The sequence below is a fragment of the Rhodococcus sp. Ni2 genome, assembly GCF_021352185.1.
GTDB classification, from domain to species: Bacteria; Actinomycetota; Actinomycetes; order Mycobacteriales; family Mycobacteriaceae; genus Rhodococcus_F; species Rhodococcus_F qingshengii.
In genome coordinates this window covers 759,220-781,858 of the sequence record NZ_WOXZ01000002.1, presented here as the reverse complement: position 1 = coordinate 781,858, position 22,639 = coordinate 759,220, and the positions used below count along the sequence as shown (strand labels likewise).

23 protein-coding genes and 1 tRNA gene are annotated in these 22,639 nt (G+C 60.9%); 15 read left to right on the top strand and 9 right to left on the bottom strand.

Features of this window, described 5'->3' with window-relative positions; translation table 11 throughout:
* The first annotated feature begins 88 nt into the window (after positions 1-88).
* On the top strand, positions 89-1,600 hold the full coding sequence (locus GN300_RS17185; protein WP_063314893.1) for an APC family permease: 1,512 nt from the start codon (positions 89-91) through the stop codon (positions 1,598-1,600).
* Positions 1,600-2,352, top strand: coding sequence for an IclR family transcriptional regulator (locus GN300_RS17180; RefSeq protein ID WP_007726535.1), 753 nt, complete (start codon positions 1,600-1,602; stop codon positions 2,350-2,352). Before GN300_RS17185 ends, GN300_RS17180 begins: the two co-directional genes overlap by 1 nt.
* Positions 2,353-2,355: 3 nt before the next feature.
* Here GN300_RS17180 and GN300_RS17175 read toward each other — a convergent pair whose 3' ends face one another.
* The 4 genes from GN300_RS17175 to GN300_RS29745 all read right to left on the bottom strand — a co-directional run bounded on the left by GN300_RS17175 (position 2,356) and on the right by GN300_RS29745 (position 5,219).
* Entirely contained in the window at positions 2,356-3,879 is a 1,524-nt protein-coding gene (locus GN300_RS17175) for a hypothetical protein (protein ID WP_063314894.1), read from the bottom strand.
* 328 nt (positions 3,880-4,207) lie between these two features.
* Positions 4,208-4,492, bottom strand: coding sequence for a hypothetical protein (locus tag GN300_RS17170; protein WP_042452329.1), 285 nt, complete (start codon positions 4,490-4,492; stop codon positions 4,208-4,210).
* A gap of 25 nt (positions 4,493-4,517) precedes the next feature.
* The gene (dcd, locus tag GN300_RS17165; protein ID WP_003943702.1) at positions 4,518-5,087 is read right to left on the bottom strand and encodes a dCTP deaminase; all 570 of its coding nucleotides are present in this window, start codon (positions 5,085-5,087) and stop codon (positions 4,518-4,520) included.
* A 9-nt stretch (positions 5,088-5,096) separates the two neighbouring features.
* Positions 5,097-5,219 carry a hypothetical protein gene (locus GN300_RS29745; protein WP_256261805.1) on the bottom strand — a complete coding sequence of 41 codons (123 nt, stop codon included), beginning with the start codon at positions 5,217-5,219 and terminating at the stop codon, positions 5,097-5,099.
* A gap of 173 nt (positions 5,220-5,392) precedes the next feature.
* On the opposite strand from GN300_RS29745, the gene GN300_RS17160 reads away from it, so the two are divergent.
* The 4 genes from GN300_RS17160 to GN300_RS17145 all read left to right on the top strand — a co-directional run bounded on the left by GN300_RS17160 (position 5,393) and on the right by GN300_RS17145 (position 9,927).
* Positions 5,393-5,466: transfer RNA gene (locus tag GN300_RS17160), tRNA-Gly, on the top strand.
* A 2,435-nt stretch (positions 5,467-7,901) separates the two neighbouring features.
* Positions 7,902-8,261 (top strand): GntR family transcriptional regulator, encoded by a 360-nt coding sequence (locus tag GN300_RS17155; protein ID WP_058038928.1) that lies wholly within the window; start codon positions 7,902-7,904, stop codon positions 8,259-8,261.
* Positions 8,261-9,190, top strand: coding sequence for an ATP-binding cassette domain-containing protein (locus GN300_RS17150; protein ID WP_063314895.1), 930 nt, complete (start codon positions 8,261-8,263; stop codon positions 9,188-9,190). Before GN300_RS17155 ends, GN300_RS17150 begins: the two co-directional genes overlap by 1 nt.
* Positions 9,187-9,927, top strand: coding sequence for a hypothetical protein (locus GN300_RS17145; RefSeq protein WP_063314896.1), 741 nt, complete (start codon positions 9,187-9,189; stop codon positions 9,925-9,927). Before GN300_RS17150 ends, GN300_RS17145 begins: the two co-directional genes overlap by 4 nt.
* Before the next feature lie 149 nt (positions 9,928-10,076).
* Here GN300_RS17145 and GN300_RS17140 read toward each other — a convergent pair whose 3' ends face one another.
* Together GN300_RS17140 and GN300_RS17135 are read right to left on the bottom strand one after the other, a co-directional pair.
* Complete coding sequence (locus GN300_RS17140) at positions 10,077-10,568, bottom strand: FBP domain-containing protein (protein ID WP_063314897.1); 492 nt, start codon at positions 10,566-10,568, stop codon at positions 10,077-10,079.
* A gap of 200 nt (positions 10,569-10,768) precedes the next feature.
* Positions 10,769-11,386 carry a hypothetical protein gene (locus GN300_RS17135; protein ID WP_007726510.1) on the bottom strand — a complete coding sequence of 206 codons (618 nt, stop codon included), beginning with the start codon at positions 11,384-11,386 and terminating at the stop codon, positions 10,769-10,771.
* A gap of 550 nt (positions 11,387-11,936) precedes the next feature.
* Between GN300_RS17135 and GN300_RS17130 the strand changes: the two genes are divergently transcribed.
* From GN300_RS17130 to GN300_RS17110, 5 genes are all read left to right on the top strand, one after another.
* Positions 11,937-13,232 (top strand): hypothetical protein, encoded by a 1,296-nt coding sequence (locus GN300_RS17130; protein ID WP_197487701.1) that lies wholly within the window; start codon positions 11,937-11,939, stop codon positions 13,230-13,232.
* Between the two features lie 46 nt (positions 13,233-13,278).
* Positions 13,279-14,532, top strand: coding sequence for a wax ester/triacylglycerol synthase domain-containing protein (locus tag GN300_RS17125; RefSeq protein WP_063314899.1), 1,254 nt, complete (start codon positions 13,279-13,281; stop codon positions 14,530-14,532).
* 137 nt (positions 14,533-14,669) lie between these two features.
* Entirely contained in the window at positions 14,670-15,554 is an 885-nt protein-coding gene (locus GN300_RS17120; RefSeq protein WP_042452347.1) for an MBL fold metallo-hydrolase, read from the top strand.
* A gap of 186 nt (positions 15,555-15,740) precedes the next feature.
* Positions 15,741-16,202 carry an Hsp20/alpha crystallin family protein gene (locus tag GN300_RS17115; protein WP_007726499.1) on the top strand — a complete coding sequence of 154 codons (462 nt, stop codon included), beginning with the start codon at positions 15,741-15,743 and terminating at the stop codon, positions 16,200-16,202.
* A 58-nt stretch (positions 16,203-16,260) separates the two neighbouring features.
* Complete coding sequence (locus tag GN300_RS17110) at positions 16,261-16,404, top strand: hypothetical protein (RefSeq protein WP_165639161.1); 144 nt, start codon at positions 16,261-16,263, stop codon at positions 16,402-16,404.
* 356 nt (positions 16,405-16,760) lie between these two features.
* Here the strand turns inward: GN300_RS17110 and GN300_RS17105 are convergent, their stop codons facing one another.
* On the bottom strand, positions 16,761-17,477 hold the full coding sequence (locus tag GN300_RS17105; protein WP_058038923.1) for a TetR/AcrR family transcriptional regulator C-terminal domain-containing protein: 717 nt from the start codon (positions 17,475-17,477) through the stop codon (positions 16,761-16,763).
* A 223-nt stretch (positions 17,478-17,700) separates the two neighbouring features.
* On the opposite strand from GN300_RS17105, the gene GN300_RS17100 reads away from it, so the two are divergent.
* The 4 genes from GN300_RS17100 (at position 17,701) to GN300_RS17085 (ending at position 21,271) form a co-directional block, all read left to right on the top strand.
* Positions 17,701-19,032 (top strand): ice-binding family protein, encoded by a 1,332-nt coding sequence (locus tag GN300_RS17100; RefSeq protein ID WP_063314900.1) that lies wholly within the window; start codon positions 17,701-17,703, stop codon positions 19,030-19,032.
* Positions 19,033-19,686, top strand: coding sequence for a class F sortase (locus GN300_RS17095; RefSeq protein ID WP_058038921.1), 654 nt, complete (start codon positions 19,033-19,035; stop codon positions 19,684-19,686). It abuts the gene before it with no gap.
* A gap of 95 nt (positions 19,687-19,781) precedes the next feature.
* On the top strand, positions 19,782-20,933 hold the full coding sequence (locus GN300_RS17090; RefSeq protein ID WP_063315140.1) for an alkane 1-monooxygenase: 1,152 nt from the start codon (positions 19,782-19,784) through the stop codon (positions 20,931-20,933).
* Positions 20,930-21,271, top strand: coding sequence for a hypothetical protein (locus GN300_RS17085; RefSeq protein ID WP_063314901.1), 342 nt, complete (start codon positions 20,930-20,932; stop codon positions 21,269-21,271). Before GN300_RS17090 ends, GN300_RS17085 begins: the two co-directional genes overlap by 4 nt.
* Before the next feature lie 78 nt (positions 21,272-21,349).
* Here GN300_RS17085 and GN300_RS17080 read toward each other — a convergent pair whose 3' ends face one another.
* Entirely contained in the window at positions 21,350-21,661 is a 312-nt protein-coding gene (locus GN300_RS17080) for a hypothetical protein (protein ID WP_232329997.1), read from the bottom strand.
* Positions 21,662-21,780: 119 nt separating this feature from the next.
* Positions 21,781-22,611, bottom strand: coding sequence for a pentapeptide repeat-containing protein (locus GN300_RS17075; protein WP_233405661.1), 831 nt, complete (start codon positions 22,609-22,611; stop codon positions 21,781-21,783).
* Between the last annotated feature and the right edge of the window lie 28 nt (positions 22,612-22,639).

The following is a 22,639-nucleotide window of genomic DNA, read 5'->3' as shown; positions in this document are numbered from 1 at the left end:
GTTCGCATCTTGCTCTCTCACCCGAGTGCGATCAGCGGAAGCATGCCCGCAATATCGGCGTTACAGAACCGGACTAGCGTGACGCGACATGTCCGCTCTCACCGAAGCCATCGCGCGGTCCTTCACCACGCGCGAGAAGCAGCCCCCGGCGCGATCACCGCTGCGGGCGTTGGGCCGTCGGCAACTCTCGGGCGCCGAAGTGCTGGCCCAGTCGGTGGCAACCACTGCCCCTGCTGTGTCGATGGTCGTTCTGCCCGTCACCATGCTGACACACGGCCGGTTGTTGAGCGGGATGATCACCATCATCGCGGCCACCGTGCTGGTGACGCTCATAGCCTTCTGCGTTTCGCAGTTCACGCGCCGAATGGCAGCATCGGGTGGGCTGCACAGCTTCGTCTTTCGTGGCCTGGGCACTTGGGCAGCATTGACCACCGGCATCGCCATGCTGGTCAAGTACGTCGGCAGCGCGGTGATGACGCTCTATCACGGCGGACAGGCCGCAATCGCATTGCTCGGCTTCGCGGGTGTGCACGTGGACAAGACTTTTCACGTCATCGCGCTCTATCTGGGGATAGCCTTGCTGATTCTCGGCGCTCTCGTGCGAGGTGTCAGATTTGCCGCGCTCGCGATCCTCGTCGTCGAAAGCTGTTCACTTCTGTTCATCGTCGGGCTCATGATCCTGGGCGGTTCCGGAAGTCAACAAGCACAGATCGTTCCACCCACCTCCGGCCACGGGTTGTTACTCACCGCCCTGGCTGCCGTGTTCGCTCTCGCCGGATTCGAGAGCGCGGCCTTCTTCGGCCCCGAGGCCCGTCGCCCGCTGGTAACCGTCACCCGCACAGTCCTTCTCACTCCGATCATCTGTGGATCGCTCTTCATCTTCGCGGGCTGGGCCGCTTGGTCCGGGCGCAGTGACACCCTCGTCAACGCCTATCTCCACGGAACGGCGACGGGCGTGAGCCCCGGTGTCGTGATCGCGCTCAACGTCGGTCTGGGGTGCTCGTGGCTGGCGTCCTCGATGGCGTCGTCCAATGCTGCGTCACGCCTGGTCTATTCGTTCGGTGTCGAGCGCCTACTCCCCCGCCGGTTCGCCTCGGTTCACAGTGCCTTCCGTACGCCCTACTTCGCATTGACTACCGTGGTCTGCACCGTCCTGCTGGGCGGCGGAACCTTTGCCGTTCTCGGGCGCGGAGAAATCTTCGACGACGTTCGACTGACTGTTCGCGGCGCCGTCATCGTGGCCTATGCACTGACGGCTATCGCATCCGTTGTCTTCCTGACACGGATCGGCGAGCACACTCCCGGCGTTCTCGCGGCCGCGTCGTGTGGCAGTGGTGCCGGAGCGATAGTCCTCGGTTACCTGGTTTATGCCAACACGATCGACCACGCGTACGTTGCACCGATCGCCGTGCTCGTGATCCTGACTTCGGGCACACTCTGGCAGTTCTACCTGCGACGCCGAAGCCCCAAAAGTCTGCTGCACGTCGGAGCTTTCGACAGTCCCGAAACCGAGGACGTACTACCAGGAGCTGGGGTGTTCGCCACCGACGCAGCCGGAAACATCGTGCTGGTGGGCGAGCCGACTGCCGGCGCCCGCTGATGGTGGGCCGACCACGCGACCTCGGTGGGCACGAACCCCGAGCAGTTCAGCGCGCCCTTGCCCTCCTCGAGTCGGCGGCCAGGCTCGGATCGGGAGCCACCGCCAAGGACATTGCCGCCCTGGCCGACATCCCACCTGCCACTGCGTATCGGTTACTCAACATCCTTGTCGCCGACGGTTACCTGGTTCGGATCGCCGACCTCTCCGGCTTCGCACTAGGCCGACGCACCCGTGAATTAGCCGGGGCTGCCGCCGAACCCACACCCATCGACAATTCGGTGCTCCTCGAAGAACTCCGCGAACAGCTACGGTTCGGCGTCTACCTCGCGTCGTTTGCAGAAAACAGAATTCGGCTCGTCGATCGCGATCCCGACCACGAACTCAGTGGTGAACGGACACTGGTCACAGCCGTTCACGCGTCGGCTATCGGGAAGCTGCTCCTCGCCAACCGACCCGAATTGGCCGAGGCCCCATTGCGAAAGGTCACCGCACACACCATCACTGACGGCGACGCGTTGGAACTCGAGCTCTCGCGGATCCGGCGCGGTGAGGCCGCCCGTGAGGTCGACGAGATTCGTGTCGGACGCTCCGCCGTCGCCGTCCCGATCCACGACGCGGAAAGGTGTGTCGTCGGTGCCTTGGCTGCGATAGGTCCGACCGGCAGACTTTCCGTCGACGACGCAGACCTGGTGGCACTGCTGCGGGAGTACGCGGAACGCATCGTTGCACCGACGATGTCGAAGGCAAGCTGAAAGTCAGAGGCCGAACACACGTTTGGCAAAGCCGAGATGCTCGTCGGCCCAGCCGATGACGCCGAGCGTGGAATCGAGATTCTGCGGCGGAGTGCGCACCAAGGTGTCGCGTCGGACGAGTCGGTCGAAATCGATCTGAGCGCGGTCGAACTGGACCCCTGCCGTGACCATGATGTTCGCCAGTTCTTGCGCCATCACCCCGTACGCGACTGTCGTGGGATGAACGCCGTCGAGCGAGAAGAGGCCGCCCGAAGCGCGGCCGCCGCGACCGTCGGCGGAGAGGAACAGCGAGTCCGGCACGGGTTGCAAGTCGGTCAGCGCCTTGGGAAGGGGGTACGGCGTCCACCATGACGGCCGCGCATTGACGTCGGTGACGTAGCGCCGTGAGGCCACGCGCTCGAGCAACCCGGCAATATCGCAGAGGTACCAGTCCTTCCCCACCCGACGGGCATTCGCGACGGCTTGCTCGATTCCGTCGTTGTACATGTCGATTGCGGTATCGACGGCCCACGCCTGCGCACCGGTGATGTGTTGATCGCGCTGTGGGTCGAAGTCTGTGTCGCGCAACCATGGTCGCGCGTAATACGGGAAATAGCGGGATCCGATTTCGATCTTGCCGCCGAGCCCGTGGGCGATCGGTGCGATGGTCACGTGTGGGACGGTGCAGAGGATGACGTGCTGCGCGTTGATCTTCCGGATCGCAGCGAGCACCTCGGCATACTCCGACGCGAAGTGCTCGGGCTGCCACACCGTGTAGTCACGCTTGCTGTCCGGATCGCGGAAGTTGTTGCCGCTCCACTCGACTCGGAGTTCGGTGACGGTGCGGAGCGCGTTGTTGGCTCCGAGGAAGACGATCAGAGTTTCGATGCCTTCCTTGCCCAACTCCGCTGCTGCGTCGAACGCGGTCATGCGCTTCTCGGCGTCGGAGCCTCGCGGCAGAACTCGCAGTGCGGCGCGCTCACCGTTGTTCTCGACGATCTGGCTGATCAAATCGTCGTGCGGTTCGTGCAGGGCTGCCTCACAGCCCTGCGCCGTCTTGGTCAGAGCGTCACGAAGATCCCACCCGTACACCGAGAGGTTGTGGTTGATTGCCGAGAACGTCGGCGCTTCGCTGCCCGGTCCGCGTTCCCAGTAATCCTCTACCTGATCCATGAACGCACGTGCAGCAAAGAGTGCGAGCGGAACCTCCCAGAGGTCGAGCCGTGGGCCGAAGCGCTCCTCGAGGGTGCGGAGCAACAGTTCGATGTTGAGCGGAAGCCCGCCCGGGCCGCCGTAACGGGGAAAGCGGAACTGGTCGAGCCGGCCCAGCTGGTAAGCAATGATCGCCGGATACGACAGATCGGTATTGAAGATCGCCCCGCTCTGGAATCCCTGCGACAGCGAATCGCCGATGACCACCAACCGGTGGGGAGCATCTCCCCCTGGCGGAACTACCGGAATCCCCACTGTGGGATCGAACTGCGGAACCCTTGGTCCGCCGGCGGCCGCGGCCACGACCTCGTCGGGAGTATCGGATGGAAGTTCCATGCCCACTCACCTCCGGAAAAGTCCAGCTGGTCAGCTTATCAGTGGTGGCTTACGCCGATCGGCATTGTCCTGCTCCGATTGCTTCTCGATCGACCTGACAACCTCGTCGGCCCACTGTTGATTTCGCCCGTCGAATTCCGCGCGGTCCCGACGCGCGATACCCCGCCCCACCAGGATGGCAATCGGAATGGAACACACGACCCATACGAGTAGTACGCCTCCGACAATCCACCACATAACCAGTAATTGTGCCCGATTCGACGACTGTTGTGCTCCAGGTCGAAACATCTGTCCGAATCGTGGCGGTCAATCCAGGTGAGCGCGCAGGTCAGAAACGATCTGCGTCGACGGTTTCACGGGCTTTGCGAACCTGATTCCAACCACGAGCGGCGATGCCGAAGGCAACAAGCGACATCAGATCCGAGACCGTCAGACCGTGTTCTCTGTTCAACGACCACAAGACCTGACCTTCCAGCGGTCCATTGAAGAACAGCCACGCCACCCCTGCACAGACGGTCACAACAACACTGGCTTTGGACGGCTTCATCAAACACACGGTGCTGGTCACGAACAACAAGTTCATGAAAACCAGACCGTAGAAAATTCCGATCATGCGACTCCCCCCGAAGTTCGTTCGTTCAGCCGCGGTTGAAGTTCAGGTACGCCTTCGACGGTGTCGGGCCGCGCTGGCCCTGGTATTTGGATCCGGCCTCGGAGCTTCCGTAGGGGAACTCTGCAGCGCTCGAGAGCTTGAGCAGGCAGAGCTGTCCGATCTTCATGCCCGGCCAGAGCGTGATCGGCAGGTTTGCGACATTGGACAGCTCCAGTGTGATGTGGCCGCTGAAACCCGGGTCGATGAAGCCGGCGGTGGAGTGCGTCAAAAGGCCCAGGCGCCCGAGGCTCGACTTACCTTCGAGACGGCCGGCGAGGTCGTTCGGCAGTGAGCACACTTCGAGAGTCGAACCGAGAACGAACTCGCCGGGATGCAGTACAAACGGCTCGCCCTCTGCCGGTTCGACCAGGCTGGTCAGCTCGTCCTGGCGCAGTGCCGGGTCGATGTGCGTGTACCGCGTATTGTTGAACACCCGAAACAGACCGTCCAGTCGGACGTCGACGCTCGACGGTTGCACCATGGAGTCGTCGAAAGGGTCGATACCCAGACGTCCAACGGAGATTTCGGCACGGATGTCACGATCGGAGAGCAGCACAGGTAGAGGTTACCGGTTCTGCGGGCAGTGCCGACCCATCGCCGGGGCGATCACACTGTGGTTACCGAACACGATGCGCGGGTTCTGGACTCCCACGGCAGAGCCCAGCCCCACCTGTCTCAAGTTCTCCATGCCGAAAGGCTTTCCCGCGCAGAACTTGTGGGCAAATCATTTACCGATGGCTCCGACTTCCACACGCCTGTGTTGATCAATGACGGCCGGGGACACCGCTGCTTGAAAGCTCGTCTGATAATGTTCGGAAAGCACGTTGATCGGCGGTGAAAACACGTCCGGTCGGCTGCGACGCCGATGTAGTTCAATGGTAGAACATCAGCTTCCCAAGCTGAATACGCGGGTTCGATTCCCGTCATCGGCTCCACAGATTCTCCGCAGTTCAGAGCCCTTTTGGGGCAGTCGAACTTCGCTTGTTTGGGACCCAATCCTGTGACAGGTACACGGCAGGTACACAACCCCCTCCATTCAGTGATCAGTCAATGTGAATCCAACGAAAATGGGGGTGCTAGAGGACCGCGTCTCGGAATTCTGCAGTTCATCGATGCAGTCCGACTGGTCGTCCCCCGGCCTGAATCGGTGTCCATTGCGCGCACTGTCAGGAGAGTGCAGTCGACCTCGAAGCCGATGGTTGCCGGTACCTCGGTTCGTTTGCCGTCCATCAGTGATTCGAGCGCGACTACCAACCGATGGGGTTGGAAACTGTCTCCGCTCGGACTCCGCCCGCTTATCAGTTGAAGTTTTTGAAACCGATCTGCCGTAGCGCACCCGGACACCGGGGACCACAACTCACGCAAGAATGCAGATCTTCTCACAATCACAACTGTGAAAATACCCAAGTCCGTCAAAAATCACCTTCGAAAAGCATCAAGTACGTATTCTTCCTAAGTATCGGACAGCCCTAACCGTAAGTCCCAATGCACGACCATCGCTCTGCACGGATCCGGAGAGCCGGATAAAGCTCGAAGAAATACCCCAGTTTCGAGGACTGTCACATTAGCGTCGTGCTACCTTCCCGACGATCTTTAGAAACCGGCAGATTGGCCCCAATTCGATAGAAGGCCGTAAGTGTCCAGAGTCGAAACCTTATTCCCCGCAAGCATCGCAGCGCCTTCCCTGGTTATGACGTTCGGAGCTACGGCTTCTCACGCAACTCCCAAACCGGGCAACTTTGGCGCAGGTGCTTCTGGTGGACCTTGGTTGGTGGACTACAACTCCTCGAATCGCCTCGGATATATCAGGACAGTCACCTCATTCGGTCCAGGCTCGCCCGCTTACATTGCAGGTCCCAATTTCGATAGCAGGACATCTGCCCTGTATGCAGTAGCGAATCTTGCCGGGCCCTAGACGGAGCGAGGAGGTGAATTCAAATGGATAACGTCCTCTTTGCTATCGTCAACGTGATCGTGGCGATGGCGAACGGTTCCACGATCCCCTTCTCACTAGAAGGCGCAGGGCCACTAACCGCTCCCGACTTGTAGAGAAGATCGGCCGACCGCATGTGGATGACATTTTCAGCTCTGCCTGAAACCTGCATATCAGAAGATGCGTGGATCGTGCGGTGGTCACAAATAGTCGGTCGAGGTCGCCCCGAATAGGATCAGCAACCGAATGTCACAGCGCCGACTGGTTTGATCACGCGAGTGCGCACCGTGAGCAGAATTCACACAGAGGTCGATTAATGTGCATCTGCTGAATCAGCCTTCTCAGCTCCGTTTGATCGAATACGTCTGCTGGCTCGAGTGCCCTTGCCACGGTGAGGCAAGCTACCGATCTCGGACGCGGGCGGGCGCTGTCTCTTGATGTTGATGTTGACCACGATGGACCTGCACCTAGTTGGCACTGACCAATTTAGGTCGTCGAACAGGTAGCCGGTGGAAGCGCTTCGGTCTTCGGCCCGATCACGAGCGGCCGCTATGTGGTGAGAATCGGTCGGTCTCCTCTTGAAATGTAGTCGGCGAATCGCTCAATTCCTGCTTGTGAGAAGCTTCCTCGACCTGCGCGTCTAAGTGCGGCTTCGACGAATGGGAGCGGTTTCCTGCGGTACGTGCGGTAAATGCTGTCTAGTACTGGTTGCAGTGCCCGGCGTGCGAGGTCTGCTGTTTCCGGGTCTGAACCCCCGAATTTCACTGTCACATTCGGCATAGATACCCCTGCTGGTCGAGTGTCCGATTCCCTGGCCGGAAGCGTACGTATCGGGATTGCGAATCAGTACAGAAACACCAAAACAGGGCGCTAAGTCCCTACTTGCGGTGGATACGACTCCGTCTTTGGGTTGACGAAAAACAGCCCGACCGCGGCGTGCGGTCCGGCTTCTGTTCTACGACTGCGGGTTACGACCGGAAGCCGAGGCTGGTGGTTTCGCCTGCTTCACGGGTGGGTGGCGAACTGCCGATGCTGACGGGTGTTTGCGTCAACACATAGCGAACTCTCCATCGACAACGTCCATGCAGAATGACCCCCGCGACATAGTTGCCGCCTTCGACGAGGTGGCCGAATTCATTGAGGCGATATCTACCGGCCACCCGAAGGTGCCCCGTCCCGTGGTCGACCACCTAGATCGGCGGTTCCATGGTTCCGAAGAAGCTCAATGCCTGTGCGCAACGCCCCGGGATCTGGAAGTCGTAGCCGGTCTGCATCCAAGCTGTTCCATCAGCCTCTGCGATGAATGTCCCGATAGGCAGCGCTCGGAGACCCAAGTCATCGGTGCCAGATTCCGCGATCTCATTGCCAACATGCCCCACGACGTTCTATGGTTCATTACATGAGTAATGAACCAGTGAACATCGGGCATCGATCATCGTGATCGACGACGGACGACCACTGTTCCAACAGATCGCCGAACAGATCGAGAGTTCGATCATCGACGGCTCCCTGCCGGAAGACGGGCAGGTGCCGTCGACCAACGAACTGGCGGCGTTCCACCGGATCAATCCGGCCACTGCAGCCAAGGGCCTCAATCAACTCGTGGGCGAGGGGATTCTCTACAAGAAACGCGGAATCGGAATGTTTGTCACTGTCGGCGCCCGTGATGCACTCAGGTTCAGACGCCGAGAAGCGTTCGCACGCCAGTACATCGAGCCGCTGGTCGCGGAGGCCGACCGCCTCCAGATTTCCCTCGAAGAACTCAAATCCATGCTGGACGACAGGAAGGCGGACTGATGAACGCAAGCACGACAACGACCGAGCCCCACGTCAGGCGTTTCGACGAAACTGAACTCGTCGCCTCGATGCGCTCCGTGGACAGAAAGTACGGGGACGTCGACGCGCTCGCGGACGTCTCGTTCGAGATCAGCCGCAACAAGATCTACGGCCTGCTCGGTCGCAACGGCGCAGGCAAGACGACGATCATGCAGATACTGACCGGGCAGGACCTGCACACCAGCGGCGACGTCGAAGTTTTCGGGGCTGCCCCGTTCGAAAGTGCCGACGTACTGGCGAACGTGTGCTTCGTCAAGGAAAGCCAGACGTACCCCGAAGACCTCAAGGTCAAGCACGTACTCGTCGCCGCCGGCCATCTACTCCCGAATTGGGACCACGCGTTCGCCGAGACACTGCTCGACGACTTCCAACTTCCCCTGTGCCGCAAGGTGAAGAAGCTCTCGCGCGGCATGCGGTCAGCGTTGGGAGTGATCATCGGACTTGCCTCCCGTGCACCGCTCACGCTATTCGACGAGCCGTATCTCGGCCTCGATGCCGTTGCACGCCAACTGTTCTACGATCGACTGCTTGCCGACTACGCCGAACATCCTCGCACTGTAGTGCTTTCGACTCACCTGATCGACGAGGTAGCCAATCTGCTCGAGCACGTGATTGTCGTAGACAGCGGCCGGATTGTCGTCGACGAGGACGCACTGCGAGGTCGCGCCGTGCTGGTATCCGGTCCCATTGATGCGGTGGATGCCGTTGCTGCGTCCGGCAGGGTCCTGCGCCGGGAGACACTGGGCGCCCACAGCCGAATCATGTTGCAGGCCGATGTGACAGAGACCGAGCGAAACCGACTGCGGGAGGCTGGAGTCCAAGTGGAACCGGCATCTTTGCAGGAACTTGTCATCGCGACTTCGACGCAGCGCAAGGAGATCACCGTATGAGTATCGCAACGACAGAGCCACGGACGGTCCCGAAGACGCCCGCTCGGTCCAGGATCGGTGCCGTCCTACAACTGCATACGGTCGCGTGGCCGTTGCTGATCGCCTGGCCGGTGGGCATCCTTTTGATCTCTTTCCTCATCAGCTTCACTATCTACGCGATCGTCGGAAACGAGCAAGGTGAGGGATTCACCGGCAGTGTGTTCTCCGTTTACGGTTTCGTGCTGGCGTTCTACCTCCAGTCGATGACCCAGACGTTCCCGTTCGCGCTCGGGCTGAGCGTGACTCGCCGCGAGTTCTTCACTGCCACCGCGATAATGGCGTTGGCACAGTCCGCAATCTTCGCAATCGCGCTGCAACTGCTGTCAGTGGTGGAGTCCGCCACCAACGGCTGGGGTGTGCACATGCGCATGTTCGGCATCGCACGCTACTTCACCGACAACACCGCCGTACAGTTGCTCGCACTGTTCGCGACGCTGCTGCTGACCAGTTCGATCGCAATGCTGGCAGGTGCTATCTACCAGCGGTGGAGGATCACCGGTCTACTCGCCTCCCTCACCGGGCTTTTCGGCTTCCTCGGCTTGTCAGCGATCGCGATCACCTGGGCTGGGTGGTGGCCGGCGATCGGTTCGTGGTTTGTCGATACTCCCCGAGTTGTACCGATGGCACTACTCCCTCTGGCCCTTGCCATCGCGTGCATCGCCGGAGCCTGGGCGACGTTGCGTCGAGCAACGCCGTGACCGCGCAATCATGTGCGACGACACATGTCGCGTCGTCTCGAAGTGCTCGTCGGATCAAGCCCGTCTAGACAGCTCGTCCCCCTCCCTGAGTCAGGAAAGGGGGACGAACGTCGCAACAGGGTGCTATCTCGTCCCCGATTTGGTCCGCTCTACTGCCGAGCCACCCGCTCGACAAAACTCGAAGCCCGCAGCACCAGTTCATCTTTCCGGTTCTGGCGCGCAGCGGCGGCATCGTAGCCGGCATACGGGAGCGGGGGGTCGTTACGAACATTGGACGAGCACTGGAAGTCTCGGCAGATCAGTGTTCCGACCGTGCTGCCACGTCGACCGGCGGGCCCGGCCAACTTGGCGCCGTAGAAGACGACCTCGTTGGGGAGTCGCGTGTCGCGGCACCAGGAGCACTGGGCGCGCGATCGCGGAGTGGCCTCGGCTTGAACGAGCAAGACTCCGATGGTCTCCCCGTCGAGTGTCGGGACGATCGCGTAGGCGCGTCGGCCCATTTTCGGATCTCGCCAGCCCAGGTAGTCGAGAGCGTCGAAGTCGATGGTGCCGAAGCCGCCCGGCAGGGTGAGATCGGACTTCTCCTTACGACTCGCGTTGACGAGGCTGGAACGAATAGATGTATCGGTCAAAATGATCATGGGTGTATACCAATCGTGGCTCGGTGAAGGTGGGTACAGCTCATGGCCCGATCAGCACCAAGTGCTGTCGGGTCCGAAATGCGCTATCTGTCGCCGGCGAAGACGACGCCGACAACCCCCTCACGCCCATGGGGCGTCACCGTGTACGTATCCACACCGCGATGGTAGCTACAGGCCTGCGTTACAGGCCACTCGATTTATCAGTCACGCCATACCGCCGTGAACTCGTACCAAGGTCCGCCGAGGTGAGTTGCGGAGAAATCATCGAACCCCGATGGTGGGCCGCTGGGCGAGTACACCCACCCACTCGAGGTGATGAACATGCTGTCGTTGTCGATGAAGTAGACCTCATCCGGCCGCACGACATGGGCACTACTGATATCGAACTGGCCGATCTCGAGCTCTTCCACGGTCGATTCAGGCTGCTCCAAAAGACCAATCGCGATGGTCTCGAACTCTCCGCTCTTGTCGAGGAAAGTTGCCGGCGGCATCAACAACACCAGAGCTACTGCAGCGATGACGGCGATCGGGGAGGACAGAATCCACCACGACCACCGCCGGTCCTGGCCAAGGGCATAGAGGGTGCGGATCGCCCACACCAGACCGACCACGATCAAGATGAGCAGAGCCGCGGCGCTGACGAGGAAGGGATCCAACCATCTGTACTCCCCGAACGGCGAAGGCCACCAACCGTAATGCCGGCAGACCAACGCAATGAGCGGAACAACGGTGAATGCCAAAAGAATCGGCCCCGGTGGCTTGGACGACTCCGGAGGGTCAGCTACCAACCATTCACCCAGCGACTTCGGCCTTCTCATCACCCCACCGTATCTGCAGGTCATGGCAAACTCAGCTACACGGCGAATACCTTTGCAGTACACGCACTCTCGTTCCACTCACAACAACCAACGCAGCGATCGGCACTCTCGCCGCAACCGACACAGATGGACAAACCTCACAATTCGCAGATTCAACGTGCCGATCATGCGACAATCGGACGGTGAACGAGACCGCGAGTGGAGTTTCGCACCCGCACCGACCGCGACTGCTGAGCGTCGGCGTCCTACTCTCCGCCGCCCTCCTGTGGTCCACCCCCTCGCCGCTGCCGCGCCCACCGAACCTGGGCCGGCCAGTTGCATATCATTCGGAACCGCCCAACTGCCACCAGGTGCGCCCTCCGGTGGAGGTCGAGTCGGGTTGGCAAACCTACCGACATTCACCGGTTCAACCGCCCCCAGCTCGGTCCAGATCCGCACGCCAACTACGCAATTCAATCGTTTCTGGGACTTCGCGCTAGTCGACCACGACTTACTCGCTCGGCCGCGAGAGACAGGCGCATCAACGGCTCAACCGTGGCGTTTCGTGCCGATGCCCGAGTGCCTGCGTGGACGACTGGTCGGGATATCACTGGACGACGACGAACTCGTCGCGGTCGACGACAACGGCTGGATCTACACGATGGACAACGCATCCCAGGATCCGCTGGTGTGGAATTGGACCTCGGCATGGGGCGCACCGCTGTGGAGCGGTCCCGGCCGACAACTCCCCGGAGACCACCCGAACGGGTGGGCACTGAGCGTCTCGTCGCCTTGGGACAACCAAACTTTCACCGACGTCGCAGGACGGATTCACTTCGTCGGACTCGCCAAGATGACGATGATCCCCACGTTGACCGGGGACGGCAGCCGGATAACCTACGCGGACCCGTGGCTGCCCAACGACGACAGCTACGAGATCGGCGGCCCGCTCGGCGGGCGATTCCAGGCGGACTCGCTGTCGGCGGCCGGATCAACCACTTTCGTGATGAACAAGTACGGCGACATATACACCCGCACATTTGATTTCGATTCTTCGGGATCGGACTCGATCTTCTTCCGCTACAGCTGGGAAGATCAGTCGGACAAGCCGTCGGCACCCAACCTCGTGGCCGAAACACTCGACCGCAGCACCGCCGCGATCCGACTTCCGGCCCCAGACTGGGTGCACCAGCCCAAAATTCCCGGTGAAGTCACATCCGCGATCAGTGTGCACTCACTCGGTCCCGGCCCGAACCGGCGGGAGTTGCGTGTCGAGGGTCTCCGCGGCGCCGAATCCGGCTTCTGGCACAAGGATCTCGTCGGCGGCGACTGGGAGTTCACACCGACCGGCGCGTCCCTCCTCGGCACACTGATCGAAAACGCGCCGACAGACCGGTCGACGGATACCCTGTCCCCCGCTGCCCCCTGGCACTTGTCCACGACCTTGCCCGCCCGCGACGGTGCCATCGACGGTCAGACTCTGATCGACATCGGGTTTCCGTACTCTGTGGTGGATCCGCGCATGCTCGACGCGATCGGCCAGCACGCACAACCGTCCGGATACCGACTGGACGTGGACCATTTCGACCCGGTCGCCACCACGCGGACCGCGACCGTGACTGCACCGGATGGCACGGTTCTTCCGGTCGTCCTGCACACCGCCGACGGACTACGGATGACTCCCCGCGCATCCGGCCTCGATGCCGATCCGCGCCACGTCGTCGGGGCAATCGAGATCCCGTCGGACGCGTACGCGGATCGGGCATCGAACCCCGCTCTGGACGCGTTCGTGCAGGACTGGATGCACGGAAACCCCATTGCCGCGATCACGCTCAGCGCCACCGACCACGACTTGGTGATCCGCTAGCCGAAAACAGCGCCGTCCACCATGTCGCCTCGATTAGGCTCAGCAGATGGTCGACACCACACCCGACGTGCCGATATCACCCGTCGACGCTGCGAGCTTCCAGCTCGGTGTGCACGTCCAGCCCTACCTGGTCACTATTGCCGGACTGCTCGCTCCTGGTGGCTTCGTCGATCGAGACGGCCGACCTGATCTAGTGCGACTTCACCGCACTCTCGCCGCTCACATCGCGCAGGAGCCGTTACTGCGGCAGCGACCGATCATGCGGAACGGGTCATGGTGGTGGACGGAAAACGACATCGACTTCGACCTCCATCTCTCGCTTGACGAACGCGGGCCTACAGAACCCGACTTCGAATCCGTCTGTGGTCGACTCGTGATGCAACCCCTCGACACCACCCGACCGTTGTGGCACATCGCCTTCGTTCCTGCAGCTCGACCGGGTCTGTGCGGCATTGTGATCCGAGTGCATCACGCGGTTCTCGACGGCGCCAGAGCCAGCGACCTTTTCGAGCGCTTGTTCGCCTCACCTGATTCGAAAAGTACCGACCCGGGCGCTCCCGTGCCGAACATCCCTCCGAAGGCCGCCGGTTCCCTCGACCTCCTCCGATTTCGAATCGGTACTTTCCTGCACCGGCCAATCCGATCACGGGTGTTGCTGGGCGCCATTGGTCCCACGAGATCGATCTCGTCCGTCAACGTCCGCACCTCTCTGATCGAGCATGCCGCGCAGCAAGCGGGAGGCACTTTGAACGATGCCTATCTCGTTGCGGTGGGCGGCGGACTGCGATTCATCCTCCAAGAATGCGGCGAGCCCATCCCCAAGTCGATTGCGGTATCGGTACCCGTCGCAGTCACAGCGATCGGTAGCGCACGCAATGCCGTCGGGTTCATGATCATCGACCTTCCACTTCGTGAAACCGACCCACAACGCACAGTCGCGATCGTCGCGAAGCAAACCGCTGCGGCCAAACCTTCCGCACGCGCTGCGGGAACAACCTTTCGGTCACCGCGTATCGCCGGCGTTTTCGACAAGCTCGCAAAGCGGCAGCACATGATCGGTGCAGTCGCGTCCAACGTCCATGGACCGCGCGGCCCGCTCACGCTCGACGGGGCAGCGCTAGTCGAACTCTGGCCTCTGGGCCCGTTGGCGGGCAATGTCCGCGTCGGCTTCACCGCAGCGTCCTACAACGACACATTCTGGATCGGAATCCAGGCCGATGCCGAGCATCTCCCACCTGCAACCAAGATCGCCCGAGCCGTCGAACGGACTCTCGACGAAATAGCCGGCACTGCACACTGACTGGATCTACTGCCACTATCCGATGCACCTCGCCGCTTGGGCAACGGATACTGTCGAGACGTCTCGACAACATCTCCACTGATTCGAGCCTGCAAGCCGGTGTCGTCACGACACGATCGTCACGAGGAAGGCGAAAGATGTTCACACCTGCAGAATTCGGCAAGGTCTCGGTACTGGTTCCTGAGAACGGTGGTGCCGTCCCCTACGGGAACACCGTGGTAGTGCACGGATCTGAAAGCACGCTCGTCATCGACCCTTCGCTCTCCCTCGACCGCGACCCCGTCGGCGCAGACCTCGTATTCGTCAGCCACGGGCACGAGGACCACATCGCCGGACTACGCCATTTCGACACCCCGGCCTATGCGCACCATCTCGATGCACCCGCAGTCGCATCCCTCGACACGATGCTCACCAATTACGGCCTTCCTCCGAACGAACGAGTCGAGGTCCAGCAGTCGATCGCTACGCAATACGGCATACCCCCGACCCACGAGAACGTGTCGGGGATCGCGGGCGGCCACGTCTTCGACCTCGGCGACCGCACTGCGACAGTCATTCATTTGCCAGGGCACACCCGCGGACACTGCGGGGTCCTCGTTGAACCCGACGGCTTCTTCTACGTCGCCGACATCGACCTCACCTCCTTCGGCCCGATGTACGGCGACCTGGGTAGCAGCGTCAACGACTTCCTCGACTCCATCGACCACGTCGCAACGATCGACGCACGCTGGTACGGAACATTCCATCAGAAGGGCGTGGTCGAGGGCAGCGACGAGTTCCGTCGCCGGTTGTCCGCATACCGCGACAAATTACTGAGCCGCGAAGACCGTCTCATCCAATTCCTCGGCGAACCAAAACTATTGGAAGACATAGTCGCTCATCGACTCGTCTACCGCCCCCACGTATCGGCACCGTACGTCGACGCCGTCGAACGACGGACAGCTCAGCTACACCTCGAACGACTCATCGCATCCGGTGCCGTCACAGTCGACGAAGACAAGGTGTTTCGCCGGACCCTCTGACATCCCTGGCGAACTGATCGCGCCATTTCGGATACTTCCGAAAATCGGACCGAAGTTCACCGAAAAAATCTGGCACTCGAGGTTGCAGAGTGCCAGTTTGGCTGGTTATCATGTTCTCGCACAGTAAGTTCGGTCGCCGTCGAGGTGACGGTGACCTTTCTTAGACGATACGGGAGGTGTGTTGCTGTGCTTCGTTTCGATCCTTTCACCGACATCGACGCGATCACCAAGTCCCTGCTTGCCACCGGAACCGGCAGCAGCCGAAGTCCACGCTTCATGCCGATGGACCTCTACAAGATCGATGACCACTACGTCCTTCACGCCGATCTTCCCGGCGTCGACCCAGGATCAGTGGACGTACAGGTAGACGGCTCGACCCTCACCCTGACCGCGCACCGCAGCGCCATTTCCGAAGAGGGAGTGACGTGGCTGGCCGGTGAGCGTTTCACAGGAACATACAGAAGGCAGCTGTCCATCAGTGAGGACATCGATTCCGAACGGATCGTCGCCTCATACGACAACGGCGTGTTGACCGTGACCTTGCCGATCGCAGAGAAGGCGAAACCGCGGCGGATCGAAATCTCGTCGGGACCGCCGTCCCGCACCGCAAACTCCGAGGTGAAAACCCAAGGACAGATCGAAGCCTGACCTGAACGGCTTGGCACGAAATCGACTGTACGAGAACCTTTCATCCAGGAGGTCCACTATGCCCGCGCCAATCATGGCCCCCGCCGCAGCTCTGGCTGAACCGGTCGTCTGGAACGAAGACCCGCAGCGGCAAGGCTGGTGGAAGCGCATCCTCGCGGCCACCCCGCCCGAGAACCCCACCAACGAAGAATTTCAACCCTGACAAAACCAGACCGTGTTCGCCGAATACGGTCACCCACAAATGAATTGATGCCTTCCGTCCGTCCACCGAGGCGGACGGACGGCATTTACAGGCGCTCTACACACGTTCAGCTCGATGAAGCATTCCGGCCGAACCGAAGAGCCATCACCTGCAGCAGGTCAGGAACCGCCCGAAATGGGCGAAGCAGGACGAAACACTCACACAACAAGGACGAAGCTCGCCGCCACCTGCCAACCGTGACTCGTACGGTTGAAATGTAGACGTCAGTGACTGCGCTGACGCTTACCGACCTCGTCGGTCCCCTGAATTGTGTGGCCGTCGAGGTCGTCTCATGTCTATACCCAAACTGAAAGTGGTCAGCCCTCAACCCTCGTCGGAGGAGATGCCGTCGCCAGACCCTCCAGAAGGATTGCCAGACCGCGCTCGAGTTCGTCCTGCCCGTCGTAGTGAGCCATGATCGTAGCCATCGACCGCAGTCTCGGAAACTCGGCAAGCGCAAGCCGATGCAGACCGAGCCGCAAGAGATCGTCCGTCTCCTCGGGATTTTCGACTATTTCCTGAAGCTCGTTGAGAATGTGCCCGTTGAGGAAGCCGAACACTGCTCGGTAGATGTGTAATGCGTCTTCAGGAGTGAAACCGGCCCGTATCAGCAGTTCGAGAATCGCTTCGACGTAGCGCAACGTCCCGGGAGGACGCAATCCGAGCGGGGTGGACAGCGGCCGAGTGACCAGCAAAGGAACCACGTTGGGGTGCGTGAGCGCGAGGCGGCGATACCCGTACGCAACTGCGTGCAGCTGCCCCCTCCAGTCGCGATCGGACGGGTCGACGACCAGTTGTTCGAGCACGGTCTCGACGACCCCGTCCAGCAGGGCCGCCTTGTTGGCCGCGTACCTGTAGAGAGTCATCGGATTTCTGTCGAGCGCTTTGCCCAGTCGGCGCATGGAGAGGCCGTCGGCACCTTCCTCGTTGATGATCGCCAACGCCGTCGAGAGTACGAGCGCCCTGGTGAGGGGCTCCTCGCGGTCCGCGGCGGGAATCAAACCCTTAGTGCGATCTGGCGAGTGTCCGGTCATCCACAAAACATACATCGTATGCCTACGCGTTGACAGAACAGTACGGCTGGTTTACTGTTCGGATACGCCCTATGCATACAACGTATACACACAACGTATACCCGGAATGTCCGGATTTACGTGGGCGCTCATCGATACGTTCCGGCGCCGGAGTCGGCGCGGACGTACGGACTCACTTTCGTCGCATGAGTCCCTTCTTCAAAGGATCGAAGATGAACAGAACATGACAGCACCCACCGCAACACGACGCTCGCGGTTCTTTCAATTCTCGGGTATTGCAACGATTTCCGTTTTCTCCGTCGGCATTCTCGTCTTGCCGGCCGGCACTGCCGGCGCGGAAGCGACTGCTGTCGGACTCGGCACCGCTGAGCCCTTTGCAGTCCTTGCCGGAGCAGGAATCACCAACACCGGACCGACAACCCTCGGCGGCGATATCGGCACGTATCCGACTCCAACCATCACCGGTGTATCGGGCCTGACGATTACCGGCACCAATCATGGTGGCGACGCGGTATCGCAGGGAGCGAAACCCGACGTGTTGACTGCCTACAACACTCTTGCCGGTCAGGGACCCACACAACCGACGGGAGACGACTTGACCGGTCGGACACTGGTTTCGGGTGTCTACAACTCCGGTTCGTCGATCGCACTGTCGGGAACCGTCACCCTCGACGCGCAAGGTGACCCCGATGCAGTCTTCGTCTTCCAAGCGGGATCAACGCTGATCACATCGTCGTCCAGCACCGTTGCACTGATCAACGGAACGCAGGCGTGCAATGTTTTCTGGCAGGTTGGAAGTTCCGCCACCCTGGGCACCAACTCCGTCTTCCGAGGAAACCTGTTGGCGCTGACAGACATTACTGCCACAACCGAGGCAACCGTCGAGGGTCGACTATTGGCGATCAATGGCGCGGTCACTCTGGATACGAACACCGTTACGATCCCGACCTGTGCGCCTCCTGTCACGACCACGACTCCGACCACTACGACGACTACGGTCCCGCCTGACACCGCGACAACTACCACCACGACGGTCGTCCCGCCGGAGGTGACTACAACCACGACGGTCGTCCCGCCGGAGGTGACTACAACCACGACGGTCGTCCCGCCGGAGGTGACTACAACCACGACTGGTACACCGGTGGAAGCGACGACCACCACACCAGGGCCGAACGGCACGACTACAACCACTGTGGACGTACCGCCGATCATCACGACCAGCCGAAACATTCCGTCCATACCCGAGATTCCCGGTCTCCCACCACTGCCGGGAATACCTCCCACCGTTCCCGGGACGGTAACCGTCCCGTCTCGGGTGCCGACGACGTCAGCTTCTCGAACGGGTACCCCGACCACTCAACCGGTAGGCCCGGAATCCCCGAATGTTCGAGCCCCTCAGGTGCAGCAGGTACCACGAGGGTCGGTCGACACCGGTGACGGAAGCACACAATCCCAACGCGGAGGACAGTCCAGTGGAGGGTGGATCGCCCTGCTCGTCGGCTTCTTCAGCGTCGTGGCTATGTCGGCCCTCGTCATCCGTCGGACAAGTCGATAGATGAAAGACGAAAACTCCGTGATGGCTCCGCGAACTCGCCGAGCCATCACGGCTCTCGCCCTTACTGTTTCAGTACTCGTAACGGTGGTCGGATGCGCCGGCGGACAATCCGACAGCGGAAATTCACAACCACACTCGTCGCCTCGACAAGACACCACATCCGCGCCGCGCGCCACTGACTCTGCACTGCCCGAAAGGGCGCCGGTAACTGCTGACCACCGCCCCGCGCGCCTCGAAATCCCGTCCATCGGCGTCGACACCGACATCATCGATCTCGGACTCGATACCGATGGAGCACTCGAGGTCCCACCGGATGGGAAGGACGCAGGGTGGTACACCGGCGCTCCCGCCCCCGGTGAGGTCGGACCGGCAATCATCGCCGGCCACGTCGACTGGCAAGGCACCGACGGGGTCTTCTTCGATCTGCGGAATCTCGAAACAGGAGCCGACATCATCGTCACCCGCGAAGACGGAAGTCGCGCAGTGTTCACCGCTACCAGTGTCGAACACTTCCCCAAAGAGGACTTTCCCACCGACGTCGTATACGGCGACATCGACCACCCCGGACTCCGGATCATCACGTGCGGTGGATCCTTCGACGAAACCGCACGCAGTTACAACGACAACATCATCGCATTTGCCGACCTGGCCTAACCGCCTGAGACGCCGCAGCACACCACTTCGAAAGTCCGCACGAACCGTTGGAGAACAATGACCGTATTCCACTTTCCCGTGCTCGAGAAGTTTCGATGACAGACACCGACGACATTCGAGCGAGCGCCGAAGCAGGTGTCGACGCTCCTGCATGGCGGGATCGGAAGCGTTACTGGTGGCCGTTGGGATTGCTGATCCCGCTGAGTCCCTTCCTGTCCTGGCTGCTGGTCGAATATTTGCACCTCGGCCTGTTCTGGGCGACCGGTGCCTGGATCCTGATTCTCGTCATCCCGATCGTCGACGTCGCAGTCGGCGCAGATGGCCGCAGCCCACCCGACAACGTGATCGCGGCATTGCAGGACGACCGCTACTACCGATGGTGTACCTACCTGTTCGTGCCACTTCAATACGCTGGCCTCGTCTTCGCCGCATGGTGTTGGGCGCACGCCCCGATGGCAACCGGAGAGAAGATCGCACTGGCGATGACCGTCGGCGTCGTTGCGGGCGTCGGTATCAATGCCGCACACGAACTAGGCCACAAGAGCAGCCGCCTCGAGCGGCGGTTGGCGAAAATTGTGCTCGCTCAATCGTTCTACGGGCACTTCTACATCGAGCACAATCACGGTCACCACGTCAACGTTGCGACGCCGCGCGATCCCGCCAGTGCTCGTTTCGGGGAATCGTTCTGGATATTCTTGCCCCGCAGCATATTCGGAGGTCTGAAATCGGGCTGGCGGATCGAATCAGCACGCCTGCGCCGGCAGGGTTCACCCGCACTGTCACCTCGAAACAACATCGTGCAGGCATGGTCGCTGAGCGCCGCACTGTTCGGGACGTTGATCACCTTATTCGGGTGGCAGATACTGCCCTGGCTGCTCCTGCAAGCCTTGGCCGGGATCACGTTCCTCGAGGCCGCAAACTACCTCGAACACTACGGATTGCTCCGTGCGCGAAGACAAGACGGCAGCTTTGTCAAAGCCCGGCCCGAAGACAGTTGGAACAGTGATCATCTCTTGTCCAATTTGTTCCTGTACCAATTACAACGACACAGTGACCATCACGCGAATCCGCGTCTGCGCTACCAATCTCTGCGCAGCGCTCCAACCGCTCCGCAACTCCCTGCCGGATACGCGGTGATGATCGTCTGCGCTGCCGTACCACCACTGTGGCGGCGGATGATGGATCACCGTGTCCTCGGCTACTACAACGGCAACGTCGAGCTCATTCACACCAAGGCGACGATATGAATGACAATGCCCGAGACGACGACCACAGCGACGGGCACTACACGGCCACCGGGCCGACCAAACACGCCAGAGCTGCGTACCAGCCGGCGCGCACCCGGCTCAGACGAGCCGCACCGAGCCTGGACGTCGTCGCTGCCGCGGAGTACCTGTTGACCCAGCCCGACGCATACCTCTATCGCCGCCGATACCTCGACCTGATCACTCAAACCCCCGGGCCCGACGGAACATCGATCACCGACTACGCCGCAGCTGAACGCTACCTACTTGTCACCGCTACCGCGCACCGCAGAACTCACAGTGAGGTTCGTCCATCGCCGGCACCCGGCGATTTTCTGTGAAGTGGTCACCGCAGTGTTTGATGCCAGAGAGTGACAACAGCCTGACGAATGCGGGAGCGCAGCATTTGTCATTTGCCATCACAGCTTTGATTCGCGCTCGCCAATGTCATCGAGGATCAAGAACTCGATCTTCGCTCGCTCCCCGTCCGCATCGAAGTCGTTGTCGCGGTCTGAGACACGCGTGATCAGTTCCGTCAGTGCCGCATGGATCGTCGTGTACAGAAATGCACGCGGGTCGGGCACCCCCATCACGTCGTCAGTGTTCATCTGTACCTGCGCCGTAGCGGTACGCCTGCCCAGAAACACACGCGGAAGCCGGGTCCCGGTCGGATCGGTCACCACGGAGATGTCGCCACCAACCACAACAAACAGATCGAAGTCGTACTGCATCGCGATGCCCCTCAGCCGGTGTCTGAGCCGAGTCAACTCCTCGATGAAGTCAAGCGGCACCGACGGTCCACCGAATACTGTCCTGAACGTGACCCCGCGAGTCATCGATCTGCCCCCCTTTACGAATCATCCATTTCAGGATCGAGGGCCATACCCTCTGTATCCCCCACGCCAAGTGCTCGGGCATATCGACCGGCATACCGCTCCAGTGCGACTGCTGAATCGGCCTCACCTTCCCATTGATCCGGAATCGCGGTGCCGTCACACGTTGTTCGCGACACTTGCGCCTCGGAGAACTCGACAGCGGTCCGGGTGAAGGAACACCGCACAAAACTCGTGGCCGCCGAGAATCGTGCGCCGCCGAAAGTACACTCCACGAATGAGGTATCGGCGAACTGCGCACCAGTCAGGTCTGTGTCGTCGAATGCGCATCGTTCGAACACAGTATTGGGCACGGAGCGGAGCCCGCGTGCTTTGGCTCCAGTGAAATCGCAATCGACGACCCTCGGTCCGAGCGCCACACGCGAGAGCGTCGCACCCCGGAAACTGCACCGTTCGAATCGGCGATTGAAACGGGGCTGTCCGGTCAGTGCCACGAAATCGAAACGGCAGTCGAATAATTCGGATTCGAAGACGGAGATCGGACCCCGAGCGAAACTCAGATCAATCCGTTCCAACGTGAGATACCGGATGTCCAATCCAGCGCTACCCGCTGTCAGGCCACGCACATCGATCAGCCCGTCATCGGTCTCCGCCCATGGGGAGACGAGAGTGTGGGGCGGCTTGACGATCCGCGACTGATCGAGCAGCTGCGCCCGTAAATTATCGACGCCCTCATCTGACCAACGTCGACGTAGGGAGGTGATCGCGGACCGGTTCACGGGCTCAATAGTATCGGCAAGATCCCCAGCGATTGGCTGCGGCTGTCCGAGAAGCGAACCACCACGCATCAGTACTTCGGTAGGAATCACTTCTCGG

Coding starts and splice junctions, on each gene's coding strand:
- GN300_RS17135 (WP_007726510.1), bottom strand. CDS start 11,386: ATGAGAAGGCCGAAGTCGCTGGGTGAATGGTTGGTAGCTGACCCTCCG.
- GN300_RS17140 (WP_063314897.1), bottom strand. CDS start 10,568: ATGATCATTTTGACCGATACATCTATTCGTTCCAGCCTCGTCAACGCG.
- GN300_RS17130 (WP_197487701.1), top strand. CDS start 11,937: ATGCCCGAGTGCCTGCGTGGACGACTGGTCGGGATATCACTGGACGAC.
- GN300_RS17120 (WP_042452347.1), top strand. CDS start 14,670: ATGTTCACACCTGCAGAATTCGGCAAGGTCTCGGTACTGGTTCCTGAG.
- GN300_RS17080 (WP_232329997.1), bottom strand. CDS start 21,661: ATGCAGTACGACTTCGATCTGTTTGTTGTGGTTGGTGGCGACATCTCC.
- GN300_RS17105 (WP_058038923.1), bottom strand. CDS start 17,477: ATGACCGGACACTCGCCAGATCGCACTAAGGGTTTGATTCCCGCCGCG.
- GN300_RS17170 (WP_042452329.1), bottom strand. CDS start 4,492: ATGATCGGAATTTTCTACGGTCTGGTTTTCATGAACTTGTTGTTCGTG.
- GN300_RS17075 (WP_233405661.1), bottom strand. CDS start 22,611: ATGCGTGGTGGTTCGCTTCTCGGACAGCCGCAGCCAATCGCTGGGGAT.
- GN300_RS17145 (WP_063314896.1), top strand. CDS start 9,187: ATGAGTATCGCAACGACAGAGCCACGGACGGTCCCGAAGACGCCCGCT.
- GN300_RS17125 (WP_063314899.1), top strand. CDS start 13,279: ATGGTCGACACCACACCCGACGTGCCGATATCACCCGTCGACGCTGCG.
- GN300_RS17110 (WP_165639161.1), top strand. CDS start 16,261: ATGCCCGCGCCAATCATGGCCCCCGCCGCAGCTCTGGCTGAACCGGTC.
- GN300_RS17175 (WP_063314894.1), bottom strand. CDS start 3,879: ATGGAACTTCCATCCGATACTCCCGACGAGGTCGTGGCCGCGGCCGCC.
- GN300_RS17100 (WP_063314900.1), top strand. CDS start 17,701: ATGACAGCACCCACCGCAACACGACGCTCGCGGTTCTTTCAATTCTCG.
- GN300_RS17180 (WP_007726535.1), top strand. CDS start 1,600: ATGGTGGGCCGACCACGCGACCTCGGTGGGCACGAACCCCGAGCAGTT.
- GN300_RS17085 (WP_063314901.1), top strand. CDS start 20,930: ATGAATGACAATGCCCGAGACGACGACCACAGCGACGGGCACTACACG.
- GN300_RS29745 (WP_256261805.1), bottom strand. CDS start 5,219: ATGGAGAACTTGAGACAGGTGGGGCTGGGCTCTGCCGTGGGAGTCCAG.
- GN300_RS17185 (WP_063314893.1), top strand. CDS start 89: ATGTCCGCTCTCACCGAAGCCATCGCGCGGTCCTTCACCACGCGCGAG.
- GN300_RS17090 (WP_063315140.1), top strand. CDS start 19,782: ATGACAGACACCGACGACATTCGAGCGAGCGCCGAAGCAGGTGTCGAC.
- GN300_RS17095 (WP_058038921.1), top strand. CDS start 19,033: ATGAAAGACGAAAACTCCGTGATGGCTCCGCGAACTCGCCGAGCCATC.
- GN300_RS17150 (WP_063314895.1), top strand. CDS start 8,261: ATGAACGCAAGCACGACAACGACCGAGCCCCACGTCAGGCGTTTCGAC.